Origin of the sequence: Gallalistipes aquisgranensis (assembly GCF_014982715.1) — a bacterium.
Taxonomy (GTDB): Bacteria; Bacteroidota; Bacteroidia; order Bacteroidales; family Rikenellaceae; genus Gallalistipes; species Gallalistipes aquisgranensis.
Window position 1 is genome coordinate 1,980,818 of sequence record NZ_JADCJY010000001.1, and the last position, 14,684, is coordinate 1,995,501.

Sequence of the window (14,684 nt, forward strand, 5' to 3'; positions counted from 1 at the left end):
GTTTAATAAGTAAAATTATTATGAACAAGTACAACCTTGTTGCTGAAAATCCCGAAAGTACAGTCGTCAGTGACTACCGGGCAGAATACCGCACGGAAAAAGAGTACCAGTCGGAGGCCGATCTCGAACGGGCATTTATCAAGCTGCTGACCGAACAGGCATACGATTACCTGCCGATTCATACCGAAACGGAGTTGATTGCCAACCTGCGCCGTCAGTTGGAGAAACTCAATCACTATACGTTTACGGATGCCGAGTGGTCGCGTTTCTTTACGGGTTGTCTTGCCAACAAGAACAGTGGAATTGTAGAGAAGACCGCCATCATTCAGGAAGACCATGTGCAGTTGCTGACGCGCGACGACGGAACAGTCAAGAATATCTACCTGCTCGACAAGGTCAATATCCACAACAATTCGCTCCAGGTCATCAACCAATACGAAGTCGATGGCGGGATACGCTCCAACCGTTACGATGTTACCGTATTGGTGAACGGCCTGCCGTTGGTGCACATCGAACTGAAACGCCGCGGCGTCGACATCAAGGAGGCTTTCAACCAGATCGACCGCTACCAGCGGGAGAGTTTCTGGGCCGGCAGCGGATTGTTCGAGTATGTCCAGATATTCGTCATATCGAACGGAACCTATACCAAGTATTACAGCAATACCACGCGCCAAAGCCATATCAAGGAGGCCGCCTCCGGCGGAATCCGCTCCAAAAGTCGGCAAACGAGCAACAGCTTTGAGTTCACCTCGTGGTGGGCAGATGCCAACAACCGGCCGATTACCGACCTGATGGGTTTCGGCCGCACATTCTTTGCCAAGCATACGTTGCTCAATCTGCTGACCCGGTACTGCGTATTTACCTCCGACCGGATGCTGCTCGTCATGCGTCCCTATCAGGTTGTAGCGACGGAACGCATCTTGAATAAAATCAACGTGGCCAACAGTTACAAACGCTACGGTACGGTAGAAGGCGGCGGGTATGTTTGGCATACGACGGGCAGCGGCAAAACCCTTACTTCGTTCAAAACGGCACAGTTGGCGAGCAAACTGCCTTACATCGACAAGGTGCTGTTTGTGGTCGACCGCAAGGACCTCGACTACCAGACGATGCGCGAGTATGACAAGTTTGAGCGAGGGGCAGCCAACAGCAATACGAGTACGGCGATTCTGAAACGTCAGTTGGAAGACCCGGCGGCGAAGATCATCATCACGACCATTCAGAAACTTTCGGTCTTTATCGGCCGTCATGCGGAACATCCGGTCTTCCAGCAAAAAATCGTCATCATTTTCGATGAGTGCCACCGTTCGCAGTTCGGCGACATGCATACGGCCATCATCCGAAAATTCAAACGTTATTTCCTGTTCGGGTTCACGGGTACGCCGATATTCGCCAAAAATGCCGTAGGCGGAGGAAAGCCCAACTTGCGGACAACGGCACAGGCTTTCGGAGACCAGTTGCATACCTACACGATTGTCAATGCCATCAATGACAAGAACGTATTGCCGTTCCGCATCGAGTACGTCCGTACCGTCAAGGAGAAAGAGGAGATTGAGAATTCGATGGTCTGGGACATTGCCCGTGAAGAGGCATTGGCCGACAAACGGCGTATTGCCAATATCGTTGCCTACATTCTCCAACATTTCAATCAAAAGACGAAACGCACGGCAAAATCTTATGAATTCCATGCTGTGACAAACATCGGCGAGGTGGCTTCAGCCGGTCGTCGCAATAAGGTCGAAGAGGTAAAACAACGAACACGTCTGACGGGCTTCAATTCAATTTTCGCTGTCTCTTCCATTGATACGGCCAAGATGTACTATGCCGAGTTCAAACGTCAGATGGCGGAGCTGCCGAGTGACCGGCGGCTGAAAGTGGCGACGATATACAGTTTTGGCGTCAATGAGGATTCGGACGATTTTATCATGGATGAGAATCCCGAAGATACGAGTGGCTTGGATCAGAGTTCCCGCGATTTTCTCGAAAGCGCTATTGAGGATTACAATGCGATGTTTGCTACATCATACGATACGTCGAGCGATAAATTCCAGAATTATTACAAGGACGTATCCCTGCGGATGAAGAATCGGGAACTGGATTTGCTGATTGTCGTCAATATGTTCCTGACGGGTTTTGATGCAACGACACTCAATACGTTGTGGGTCGACAAGAATCTGCGGATGCACGGGCTGTTGCAGGCCTATTCGCGTACAAACCGTATTCTGAACTCGATCAAGACTTTTGGCAATATTGTATGTTTCCGCAATCTCGAAAAGGCTACCAACGAGAGTATTGCGCTATTTGGAGATAAGGAGGCCGCGGGCATCGTGTTGCTCAAAACCTTCGATGAATATTATAACGGTTATACGCAGAATGATAAGGAAGTTCGCGGTTATGCGGATTTAGTCAGCGAACTGCAGATGAAGTATCCAGCCGGAGAGCAGATTGTCGGAGAACAGAACAAAAAGAGTTTTGTGCGATTATATGGGGCAATTCTGAAACTGCGGAATATTCTCTCGACATTTGATGCTTTTGCTGGACGTGAAATATTGACCGAACGCGATGTGCAGGATTATCACAGTGCATACATTGACCTGTACAATGAGTTCCGACCTCAGAAGCATGAAGCGGAGCAAATCAACGAGGATTTGGTTTTCGAGATGGAACTAATCAAGCAGATAGAGGTCAATATCGACTATATTCTGTCGTTGATTCGCAAGTACCACGAAGAGCACTTGCAGGATAAGGAGATTATTGTAACGATTCGTAGGGCGATCGACTCAAGTGTTGACCTGCGCAACAAAAAGGAGCTGATAGAACGGTTTATCGAATCTCTGACGCCGGAATCAGAGGTGGATGAGGACTGGCTGGCTTATGTTGAAGAGCAGCGTCGTGCCGAGTTGGATCGGATTATCGTTGATGAGAACCTAAACAGTGAAGAGGCTTACAAGTTTATGGATAACGCCTTCCGCGACGGGTTTGTACAGACGACAGGGACAGCGATAACAAAGGTTCTGCCACCTGTATCCCGTTTCACCCCTACGGGTGACCGAACAAAGAAACGCGAAACCGTCATTGAGAAACTGACTGCGTTTTTCAATCGGTTTTGGGATATAATGTCATTAAAAACAGAATAATAATAAAGATATGGGACTTTTTTCAGAAAGATATGGTTACACCAAACCCTCCGATGTAATCATTAGAGAACGGATTACTCCGGAAATACAAAATGCAATTTGTTCATGTTATGATAAATTACACAAATTCTTTATGAATTCGGGATCGTACATGCATGTGGACGAGGCATATCTGGAGATGGAAAAGTATTTGTGGACTTATTTTTTGAATAACAGGGAGGGAAGTTTTTCTGATGGACGTCATTATCATATTGTTGCAACTGATTTTATAGAAAATAAAAATAATTCCTGGTATCGAAAATTAGATATAGTCGAATGTACGATTAAATATCTTGCAGAAGTCGACGCAATACATAATAATTGGAGAGCGCCTGTTAGTCAGGCATTTATTCGTCAACTCAATTTCGAGTTTGAACGCTTGAATTTCGCCTATCGTGTTGTTGGACAGGAGATTGTTGAGATGACGTCACAAAGTGAGATTACAGCGATAGAGGAAGCCTTAGCAAATAGTTCTCATAATATCAAGATGCACCTTAGCAGAGCTTTGGAATTATTTGCACAACGTCCGGATGGAGACTATCGTAATTCAATTAAGGAGTCAATATCTGCAGTAGAAGCATTTTGTAGAGAAAAGACAGGAGAAAATACATTAGGCAAGGCATTGAATCGAATGGAAGCCAATGGAATTGTTTTTCCCCAATTGTTGAAGGTCGCTTTTGATAAATTATATGCATATACAAACCAACCGGATACCGGTATCCGGCATGCTTTGATGGATAATGAAGGGGCATACACTCCAGCATCAGAGGAAGCGTTATTTATGCTTGTTTCGTGCTCTGCTTTTTTAAATTATCTATGTAAAAAAATCAATTGATATGGATATATTTAAATGGGAACTACTTATAGCATGTTTCCTTTTAGGAGCCTGTACAGCAAGTTTTGTATTGTTCTTATTTTGTGATATCAATGTCTACCGAAAAAATAATTTGACTACTATGATAAACAGAATTTTAATGTGGATACCTCGATTATGGTATCCTTTGATTCTGATTCTTTCTACCGTTTATGTCTGCTGTAATTTTTCGGACTGTCTTAATTTTCAATTTTTCTCTGATTTTCAGGGTGATAATCTAATATTTATTGTTTGTTTGTTATTGTGGATTTTGCCATTATTTGATAAGTTCGAAATATTTGGCGCCAATTTTAAATTGCGATGGCAGAATGAGGTATCGCAGAAGGCTGCGGATGAAGCAATTAGGATGCAAGGTGCAAATGGCGCAGAACAATTAGAAAACATGATTAATGAACAGGAGGGCAAAGGACATGTGGAATAATAAGCCAATACAGCAAGTTATCGACCAAGGGTTAAGATTGTTACAAAGCAATCAAGTGACAGATTCTACATATCAAATCTGGGTCGAATATTCAAAGTCCATGTTGAATATTGCAACAAATAATCCGACAATATATTCCAATTATTTATCGGTTATTTTGGCCGCTTCTAATCCCAGTATGCAACCCAGTCAGCGGTTAAGTATGTGTTTACAATATTTAATAAATATTCAACCAATCATATAATGCTATAAAATGCAGGGGGCTTAAAATACTGATAGCAGCGAAAAGAAAAAATACAAACTTTACTTTATGCCCATCTTATATATATTCATTAAAGTAAAGTCAAACAAAGGGAAAACAGATGGCTGCGCCAAAACTTATTGGTTACAGCCATTTTCTTTTGGCTGCATTGTTGAACAAGCTGAATAAATTCAGTTTACTTTAGTCTATTAGCTCTATATATAAGCTAAACGAAAGTGGTAGTGTTTCAAACAGTGTGTCTGGGTTAAGTCCTCAGACCTCTTAGTTTTGCAAATATATCAATTTATTCGTTACCTCATCGGCAGGCATGCCTGCCGATGAGTGTTTTTTATTCGTCCGGGAACAGGACCTTGTCTAGGTCAATTCTCGGCACCTGCCTCAGGTAGGACTTCTTGTCCATGGCTGTCTTCCCCATAAGCAGGATGACAGACTCTTCGTTAGGCATCGCACCGCGCATTCTCGTGACCCTCCGGAAGTCCTTCTGCAGCCGCTCTATCCAGTTCGTGGTGTATATCATCGACTGGATGCGATGGTCGTAGTTCAGATAAGTGAAGTACGCCTTGTAGGAGGCGTCCTCGCCGCGCCTTTTTATGCCCCTGTAGTGCTTGCCCCATTTGGAACAGAACTGCTGCCATTCGCCCCATGCCTGCTCTACGGTGTAGTTCCTGTCGCCTGTACGGAACACCTGCCGCAGGTCTTCCGCCACTTCGCCCTTGTCCCCGTTGCGCACATCGCTTATGATGTTGCTTTTCAGATGGGTGGTGCATCTTTGCAGCTTAGTGCCGGGGAACACCTCGCTGATGACATCCTCCAGGCCCTTGAGACCGTCCGCACAGACAAGGCCTATCTTCCCGACACCACGCTCATAAAGGTCGTTCAGCATCTCGCCCCAGCCCAGGGCACTCTCCGTAGGCTTGTTGAAGATTCCAAGCACTTCCCTTGTCTTGTCCTCCCTCACCGCCAGGACTACGTAGAATGCCTCAGTGTCCACGCTCCGCTTCCTGTGGATCTTGATGTGCACGCAGTCGATGAACACCACCGGATAATAACTCTCCAACGACCGCTCCAGCCATTCAGTCACATCCTTGCGCAGATACTCAAGCATCCTCGATATGCTCGCCTTGCTGTAGTGCTCACCGTAGATGTCGTTGAAAACTTCCCCGACCTGCTCCTGCGTCAGACCCTTGGTGTATAATGTGCCCGCAAGCCGCTCGCACTCCTCCTCCTGATCTCGCAGTATGGCCAATATGCGGGGATGGAAGTTGCCGTATCTGTCACGCGGTATACGGAAGGTTAATGTTCGTCCGTGACCGTAGGTCCTGCCGGGACGGTAACCGTTGCACTTGTTCCCTGAAAGACCCTCCTCGCGCAGATACTCCCTGCGCTCTGAAACCATCAGGCTCTCTAGCATTATCTCCATCAGGTCCTGTAAGCCGTTTTCTTTCTCCGTATGCTTGCATATTAGCTCGGAAAGTTGTTCCTTTGTGAACTCCATAAAGTCTACTCCTTTTTTAGTTTTTGTTTCTTTTTGCTTTTACAAATCTAAAAAATCTGTAGACTTTTTTTTATCCCTCTATCTCAGACACACTTTTTGGAACAGTATCACGAAAGTAAACTATATTTAGATAGGCATATTTGCTTGACAGTATGCCTATGGCTATTACGGTAAAAGCGGTTTTGGTTGCCAATAAAAGGGAAGCACAGGCTGAAGAGGGATCGGGAGTTTTTCTTTTTTGGCTGCAAGTATGTTTATCAATAAATGTCTCTTGGAGTAGAGAGAATAACTGCTCACAGTAAAGCATGGACTCCTTGTGCAAATAAGTGAAGGGAATGAAACCTAATGAAAATGGGAAAGGCTTGAATTTGCTTTAATTGATTGTTTTGTTTCTGTGTTGTTTCTTAATCAGAGGGTTGGAAATATTAGAATACTGATTATAAATAAATTGTATGTGTAAAACCCTTGTTAATTGCAAATTTACCAGATTCCGTTCAAGGATAATACAAACACTTTCATCAATACATGTCCGTCGGCATGCCGACCCGACAAAAGTAAGAAAATGTTCGATCAATTCACACTCCGGGGTATTGTTTCTGCAAATTTCACACTTTATTTATTGAAAATCAAGACCAGCAGCAGGAACCGCTCCTTTTCCTATATCAACATCGCCGATGAATAAAATCATCATCGGCGACGTTATGTTTTCCATTCGGTCTTGCGCAAGATAACAGCTGCGAATCTATGCAGAACGACTGCCAGGAACAAGATTCCTTCCAAAAATCTCCGATCAGCCCGGAACAATCGCTCTCGCTCCGATTATTCCGATCGGTAACCTACATCTTCCAACAGGGGAGTACTGCCGGCGGCAGCCACAGCCAGTCGGTCGCAACGTTCGTTTTCAGGAATTTCGGCATGACCCTTCACCCAAACGAACCGGACCTGATGTCTGCGGTAGACAGAGAGGAAACGGCGCCACAGGTCGGGGTTTTTCTTTCCGGCAAACCCTTTTTTCTCCCAGCCGAACACCCAGCCTTTGCTCACGGCATCGACCACATATTTCGAATCGGAATAGACCGTCACCTCACACGGTACTTTCAGCGCCTCCAATCCCACGATCACGGCCGTGAGTTCCATGCGGTTGTTGGTCGTCAGCCGGTAGCCTGCACTGATCTCCCGACGGTGAGGCGGGGCGAGCAGCACCACGCCGTATCCGCCCGGCCCGGGATTTCCCAGCGCCGAACCGTCGGTGTACATCGTCACTTTCACTCGTTGTTCTGCCATATCGGCAAAGATACCCAAATATTTCCGCAAAAAAATTCCTTCCCGCCTTTGCGAAAAGGAATTTTATGATGCAGGTCTCACCGACCTCCTGCGGAATCCGTTTCCGTCCGAGGGGTCAGCGCCGTTCGTTCTCCTTCACCTCGATGCACAAAGTGGCGTGGGGAACGATCTTGAGCCGCTCTTTCGGGATCAGTTTGCCCGTTTCGCGGCAGATGCCGTACGTCTTGTTCTCAATGCGGACCAGAGCCGCCTCCAGATGCTGGATGAATTTCAGCTGACGCTGCGCCAGCCGGCCCGACTCCTCCTTGGAAAGGGTTGCGGCACCCTCCTCCAACACTTTGAACGTGGGAGAAGTGTCTTCCGTATCGTTGTCCGCCGTGTGCGTGATGGTTGAGCGCAGAAGATCGTAATCCGCCTTAGCCTTCTCCAGCTTGTCCAGAATGATCGCCTTGAATTCGGCCAAATCCTCGTCCGAATACCGTGTTTTCTCAACTTCTGCCATAACTGTACCTATTAATGATTTCGGTTAAATGTACAAAACTTTTGCATAATCAACAACACAAACACCATTTTTATTGTGTCTGCCGGCCGGACTTCCGGCTAACCGCCACAAAAAGAGCCGCCCGGACGACCTGAAAAACACGGGGGACCACACTCCTGCGCCCCGGCCTACTCCACCCGGGTCACCCCGATACGGATCGGCTCCTCGTCGATTTCCGTCCCGCTCACGAACGCCCCTTCGGCCGCCGGAGCCAGCCGGACCTCCAGGGCCAGCGTCTGCGAAGCAATATAATCCGCAAAGTCCGCCACGGCACCCTTCACCAGCGGCTTCTCCTCGATCACGACCTTCACCCGGTCGGTCACTTCGAAACCGCTCTCCTTCCGGATGTTCTGAATGCGGTTGATCAACTCGCGTGCCACACCTTCCCGCTTCAGCTCCTCGGTCACCGTGATGTCGAGCGCCACGGTCAGCCGCCCTTCGGTGGCCACCAGCCATCCCGGCATATCCTCCGACGTGATCTCGAAATCGGACAGCGTCACGGGCAGTTCCGCACCGTCCACCGACAGGGTCATACCGCCTTGGCGCTCCAGTTCGGCGATCTGTTCCTGCGTAAAGGAGGCCACGAGAGCCGAAATCTGCTTCATCTGCTTGCCGCAGCGGGGACCGAGCGTCTTGAAATTGGGTTTGATCCGTTTGGTTATCAGTCCAGTAGTCTGCTCGATCAGTTCGACCTCCTTCACGTTCACCTCGTTCATCACCAACTGGCGCACCGCTTCGATGTGGCGGCGCATGGCGGGGTCGAGCAACGGAACGACGATTTTCGTCAACGGCTGACGCACCTTGATGTTCACCTTGCGGCGCAGGGCCAGCACCATCGAGGAGATCTGCTGGGCGACCGCCATCGTCTCTTCCAGATCACGGTCGATCAGCGAAGCGTCCGCCGCGGGGAACGCGGCCAGATGAACCGACTCTTCGCCGTGCCGTCCGCTCAGGGCATTCAGATCGGTGAAGATACGGTCGCTGATGAACGGCGCGAACGGGGCGCTCAGCAGGGAAACGGTCTCCAGACAGGTATAGAGCGTCTGGTAAGCCGCCAGCTTATCACGGGTCATCTCTCCGCCCCAGAAACGCTTGCGGTTCAGCCGCACGTACCAGTTGGAGAGGTTCTCGTTCACGAAATCCTGGATCATGCGGGCAGCCGGCGTGGGGTCGTACGCCTCCAGCGACGCGGTCACGTCCTTCACCAGCGTATTGAGCAGCGAAATGATCCAGCGGTCGATCTCCGGGCGTTCGGCCACGGGAACCTCCTCTTCGCGTCCGGTGAACCCGTCCACGTTGGCGTAGAGCGCGAAGAAACTGTACGTATTGTAAAGCGTGCCGAAGAACTTGCGGCGCACTTCGTCCACTCCGTCCACGTCGAATTTCAGGTTATCCCACGGCTGTGAATTGGAGATCATGTACCACCGCACGGCATCGGGTCCGTACTTGTCCATCACCTCGAACGGATCGACGGCATTGCCCAGCCGCTTGCTCATCTTGTTGCCGTTCTTGTCGAGCACCAGACCGTTGGAGATGATATTCCTGAAGGCCACGCTGTCGAACAGCATGGTGGCCAGCGCGTGCAGCGTGAAGAACCAACCGCGGGTCTGGTCCACCCCCTCGGCGATGAAATCAGCCGGATAGACCTTGCGGAACGCCTCGCCGCCGATCTCGAACGGATAATGGGCCTGCGCATAAGGCATCGCCCCGCTGTCGAACCACACGTCGATCAGGTCGCTCTCGCGCACCATCCGCCGGCCTTTGTCCGAGACGAGCACGATATTGTCCACATAGGGACGGTGCAGGTCGAATTTGGCGTAATTCTCCTTCGAGTAGTCGCCGGGAACGAAATCCGCCAGCGGATTGCTCTCCATAAACCCCGCAGCCACCGACTTGTCGATCTCGGCCTTGAGCTCCTCCACCGACCCGATGCACTTGAGTTCGGCGTGGTCCTCCGTGGCCCACACCGGCAGCGGCGTACCCCAGAAGCGGGAACGCGACAGGTTCCAGTCCACCAGCCCCTCGAGCCACTTGCCGAAACGGCCCGATCCGGTCGATTCGGGTTTCCAGTTGATCGTCCGGTTCAGTTCGATCAGCCTCTCCTTCATGGCCGTCGTGCGGATGAACCACGAATCGAGCGGATAATAGAGCACCGGCTTGTCCGTCCGCCAGCAATGGGGATAGGAGTGGGTGTGTTTTTCGATCTTGAAGGCCTGATTGGTCGCCTTGAGCATCACGGCGATGTCGACATCGAGCGTCGGATCGTCGGGCCCCAGCTTTTCGTCGTAGGCATTTTTCACGTAACGCCCCGCATACTCGCCGTAGGCGGCAGCGTCCACGTTGTCCTCCACGAACCCGGGATCGAGGTCCTCCAGCAGAAAAAATTTGCCCGTGCGGTCCACCACCGGCTGGCCCTTACCCGCGCGGTCGATCATCAGCAGGGGAGCGATGCCCGCCGCCTTGGCCACCCGGTCGTCGTCGGCACCGAACGTAGGGGCGATGTGCACGATACCCGTACCGTCGCTCGTGGTGACGTAGTCACCGCCGATCACACGGAAGGCGTCGCCCATCGGCTTCACCCAGGGAATGAGCTGCTCGTAGCGGATGCCGATGAACTCGCTGCCCTTATACTCGCCGCACACGGTGAAAGTACCCTCCTGTTTCTTTCCGAAATAGCTGCCCAGCAAATCCTTGGCCAGCACGACCGTCTGAGGCGTCTGCGTGTAGGGATTCACGCACTTTACCCTCACGTAGTCGATCTCCGGCCCCACGGCCAAGGCCGTGTTCGAGGGAAGCGTCCAGGGAGTGGTGGTCCATGCCAGGAAATAGAGGTCGCCCTGCACGTCGTCGAAGAGCTTCTCGCTCCGCTCGTCGCGCACGATCCGGAACTGGGCCGTACAGGTCGTGTCCTTCACGTCGCGGTAACACCCGGGCTGGTTCAGCTCGTGGTTGCTCAATCCCGTTCCGGCGGCCGGCGAGTAGGGCTGGATCGTATATCCCTTATACAGCAATCCCTTCCCGAATAGCTCCTTGAGCATCCACCAGAGGGTTTCGATGTACTTGTTGTCGTAAGTGATGTAGGGGTCGTCCATGTTGACCCAGTAACCCATCTGGCGGGTCAGCTTCTCCCACACGTCCGTGAACTCCATTACGGCCCGGCGGCAGGTATCGTTGTATTCCTCGATCGAAATCTTCGTCCCGATGTCCTCCTTCGTGATGCCGAGCTTCTTCTCCACGCCCAGCTCCACGGGCAGGCCGTGGGTATCCCATCCTGCCTTGCGGTGCACCAGATAACCCTGCTGGGTCTTGTAACGGCAGATGATGTCCTTGATCGTGCGGGCCATCACATGGTGGATGCCCGGCAGACCGTTGGCCGACGGAGGCCCTTCGTAAAAGACGAACGTGGGATGTCCCTCGCGCGTGGTGATACTCTTGTGGAACGTGTCCTGTTTGTCCCATTCCGCCAGCACTTCGGAGGCGGTGGCGGGCAGGTCGAGACCCTTGTATTCCCGGAATTTCGAACGGCTCATAATATCTCTAAATGCGTTTTACTCTTAGCAAAACGCAAAAATAGACATTTTCCGCCAGATTATCAACGCGCGGAGGGGGAAACCGCAAAATATGGCTTCGCGACGCAGCCTTTCCCCCGGCGGCCGTCAGCGGTTGTGCAGGGTCGGGGCCGCCGCATTGCTGCGGTAGGAGCGGATCACGAACCAGACACCGAGAAAAATCACGGCGGCGGCCAGCACGCTGTCCCAGCGCGGCCGGTCCATACCCATGGCCACGGCCACCGCGGTAGCCACCACCGGCTGCAAATAAGTATAGATGCTGCTCACGGTAGGTGAAACGTGTTTCAGGCTGTACGCCAGCAGGTAGTTGGGAACGAACGTAGGGACAATCAGCACGAAGATCCAGGCCAGCAACGGGCCCGTGGCCATGGCGGAATAGTCGGTATGGATCACCGCCCCGAACCCGAAAGGCAGGATCATCACGGCGGCCGAACAATAGAGCCAGCGCAGCACCGTGATCGTCCTGTATTTGGAGATCAGCCGCTTGAACCACACCATATAGAGAGCCGTGGTGAGGGCGCAGAGAAACACGAGGATGTTCCCCGTCAGGTCCGATGCCGCATGGGAAGGGGAAGCCCCGGACAGGATCACGAGAAGTGCCCCGCCCATGCCCAGAATGATCCCCACCAGTTTCATCGGAGTGAACCGGTCGATCCCCATCGCCACGGAGACGATCAGCACGAGGACCGGTCCCACCGTGTCGATGATCGACCCGTCGATCGGGCTGGTCCTCGCCATTCCGTTCATCAGGAACAGCTTGTGAAGCACGCCCATAAGCAGGCCCGCCCCCAGGAAACGGAAGATGTCGCGGCGCTCCACCCTCTCTGGCGGCATGAAGGGAAGCGTGGCGAGCGACAGCAGGGCGGCCACCGCGAGCACGGAGGTGCTGAGCGCCAGGGGCGAGATGTCGCGGGGCAGGATCAACCGGTAGAACGGATAGTCCATGGCCCAGATCACGTTGCAGACCAGCAGGCCGATATGGGGAAGATACTTGGGGTTCACGGGCGGGCATTTATTCCGGAAGGAGCATAAATTTCGTACCAGCCGCATATCTGCCGGGAGGAAAATCCGGTTCACTCCCCGGGTCCGGCTGCAGGCCGTCCCGCCTGCCACGCCTCGGCCCGCGCCCTCATCCGGGCGGCCCGTCCCGCGGGATCGGGATGCGTGGCGAACATGGAACCCAGCCCCGAACCGCCCTCCCCGGACCGGGCCGGAGCGAGCGCCGCCAGTTTTTCCAGGGTTTCGGCCAGCGCGAAAGGACTTTCGCCCGCTTCGACGAGCCGTCCGAAGGCGAAATCGTCCGCCTCCCGTTCCTGGTCGCGGGAAAACCGGGCCCCGGCCAGCGAAAGGGCCAGCCCGCCCAGCGCCGAAGCGGACAGGGAACCCAGCACGCCCCCCGCGGCACTCACGGCATGGCGGGCCGCCGAGGCCATATAGGCATTGCTCATGGCCCGCAGCGAATCCCGGCGCACGATATGCCCCATCTCATGGGCGATCACCGCCCGGAGTTCCGCATCGCTCATCCGTTCCATCAGTCCGGCGAACAACCGGATACTGCCGTCGGCACAGGCGAAGGCATTCACTTCGGCGGCGGGATAGACTCCCAGGTCGAACCGCTCCGGATCGGCGAATCCCTGCCCCACCTTCCGCAGGCGGCACACGAGCGGATGATCCTCCGGCAGTTTTCCGCAACGGCGGTCGGCCCACCCGACATACTCGCGGGCCATACGCACCACTTCGTCGTCGGTCAGCGCCGAGGCCCGCACCAGATCGGTCACGGCCCGCACGGCCGGAGGCCCGGCGTTCACCCGCCACCCCATGCGCACCAACAGATAGATGCCCAACGCGATCAGGAACAGTTTCAGCATGACATTTTAACGCTCGGAGGCAATAAAGATAACGGAAAAATTCCTAACTTCGCACCAAATAAAAAAATCCGTCATGAAAAACACCCCCTTCACACACCATCACATCGAGGCCGGGGCCCGTATGGCCGAATTCGCAGGCTACAACATGCCGATCGAGTTCACGGGCATCAACAGCGAACACGCCGCCGTACGCGAAGGCGCCGGGGTCTTCGACGTGAGCCACATGGGCGAAATATGGGTCAAGGGCCCCCGCGCGTTCGATTTCCTGCAACACGTGACCACCAACGACGTGGGCGCCCTCTACGACGGCCGCATCCAGTATTCGGCCCTGCCCAACGGCCGGGGCGGCATCGTGGACGACATTCTGGTCTACCGGATCGACGCGCAGACCTACCTGCTGGTGGTCAACGCCGCCAACATCGAAAAGGACTGGAACCACCTCTGCGCCGAAGGAAAGGCATTCGGCCTCACGCCCGGCAAGGAGCTCTACAATGCCTCGGACGAGATCGCCCAGCTGGCCGTACAGGGTCCGCTGGCCATGAAGATCGTACAGAAAATGTGCAAGGTGCCGGTCGAAGAGCTGAAATATTACACGTTCATCAAAACCGAAATCGCCGGTATTCCCGACGCCATCCTCTCCGCCACGGGCTACACCGGTGCCGGCGGCTGCGAAATCTACGTGGCCAACGAAGATGCGGAAAAACTGTGGAAAGCGCTCTGGAAGGCGGGCGAAGAGTACGGACTGCGCAACATCGGACTGGGTGCCCGCGACACGCTGCGTCTGGAAATGGGTTTCTGCCTCTACGGCAACGATATCGACGACACCACCTCCCCCATCGAAGCCGGTCTGGGCTGGATCACGAAGATGGTCGACGGAAAGGATTTCATCGACCGACCGCTGATGGAGCGTCAGAAAGCCGAAGGGGTCGGCCGCAAACTGACGGGCTTCGAACTGACCGAACGGGGCATCCCGCGCCACGGGTACAAGCTGGTGAACTCCGCCGGCGAAGAGATCGGCCACGTCACGTCGGGCACCATGTCCCCCACCCTGAAAGTGGGCATCGGCATGGGCTACGTAAAACCGGAGTATGCCGCTCCGGGCACGGAGATCGCCGTCGTCATCCGCGAACGGCCGATCGGCGCCCGTATAGTGAAAACGCCCTTCCTGAAAAAATAATCCGTTCCGGGGGGGGT

General features: G+C 53.0%; 10 protein-coding genes. 4 read left to right on the forward strand and 6 right to left on the reverse strand.

Annotated elements, in window-relative coordinates:
* Positions 1-20: 20 nt before the first annotated feature.
* Genes INF32_RS08005 through INF32_RS08015 form a run of 3 tightly spaced genes read left to right on the forward strand, consistent with a single transcriptional unit; the run spans position 21 to position 4,471 of the window.
* Positions 21-3,137, forward strand: coding sequence for a type I restriction endonuclease subunit R (locus INF32_RS08005; RefSeq protein ID WP_226387819.1), 3,117 nt, complete (start codon positions 21-23; stop codon positions 3,135-3,137).
* Positions 3,138-3,147: 10 nt separating this feature from the next.
* Positions 3,148-4,011, forward strand: a complete 864-nt coding sequence (locus INF32_RS08010; protein ID WP_195498311.1) for an AbiJ-NTD4 domain-containing protein — start codon at positions 3,148-3,150, stop codon at positions 4,009-4,011.
* A gap of 1 nt (position 4,012) precedes the next feature.
* Complete coding sequence (locus INF32_RS08015; protein WP_195498312.1) at positions 4,013-4,471, forward strand: hypothetical protein; 459 nt, start codon at positions 4,013-4,015, stop codon at positions 4,469-4,471.
* A 590-nt stretch (positions 4,472-5,061) separates the two neighbouring features.
* Here the strand turns inward: INF32_RS08015 and INF32_RS08020 are convergent.
* The 6 genes from INF32_RS08020 to INF32_RS08045 all read right to left on the reverse strand — a co-directional run bounded on the left by INF32_RS08020 (position 5,062) and on the right by INF32_RS08045 (position 13,490).
* The gene (locus INF32_RS08020; protein ID WP_226387820.1) at positions 5,062-6,228 is read right to left on the reverse strand and encodes an IS256 family transposase; all 1,167 of its coding nucleotides are present in this window, start codon (positions 6,226-6,228) and stop codon (positions 5,062-5,064) included.
* Between the two features lie 819 nt (positions 6,229-7,047).
* Entirely contained in the window at positions 7,048-7,512 is a 465-nt protein-coding gene (gene rnhA, locus INF32_RS08025; RefSeq protein ID WP_226387821.1) for a ribonuclease HI, read from the reverse strand.
* Positions 7,513-7,627: 115 nt separating this feature from the next.
* Complete coding sequence (locus INF32_RS08030) at positions 7,628-8,014, reverse strand: TraR/DksA family transcriptional regulator (protein WP_226387822.1); 387 nt, start codon at positions 8,012-8,014, stop codon at positions 7,628-7,630.
* A 167-nt stretch (positions 8,015-8,181) separates the two neighbouring features.
* Positions 8,182-11,583, reverse strand: a complete 3,402-nt coding sequence (ileS, locus tag INF32_RS08035; RefSeq protein WP_226387823.1) for an isoleucine--tRNA ligase — start codon at positions 11,581-11,583, stop codon at positions 8,182-8,184.
* 126 nt (positions 11,584-11,709) lie between these two features.
* Positions 11,710-12,624, reverse strand: coding sequence for a DMT family transporter (locus INF32_RS08040; RefSeq protein ID WP_226387824.1), 915 nt, complete (start codon positions 12,622-12,624; stop codon positions 11,710-11,712).
* 71 nt (positions 12,625-12,695) lie between these two features.
* Entirely contained in the window at positions 12,696-13,490 is a 795-nt protein-coding gene (locus INF32_RS08045; protein ID WP_226387825.1) for a M48 family metalloprotease, read from the reverse strand.
* 73 nt (positions 13,491-13,563) lie between these two features.
* Here INF32_RS08045 and gcvT point away from each other — a divergent pair, with 73 nt between their 5' ends.
* Complete coding sequence (gene gcvT, locus INF32_RS08050; protein ID WP_226387826.1) at positions 13,564-14,667, forward strand: glycine cleavage system aminomethyltransferase GcvT; 1,104 nt, start codon at positions 13,564-13,566, stop codon at positions 14,665-14,667.
* Positions 14,668-14,684 lie beyond the last annotated feature (17 nt).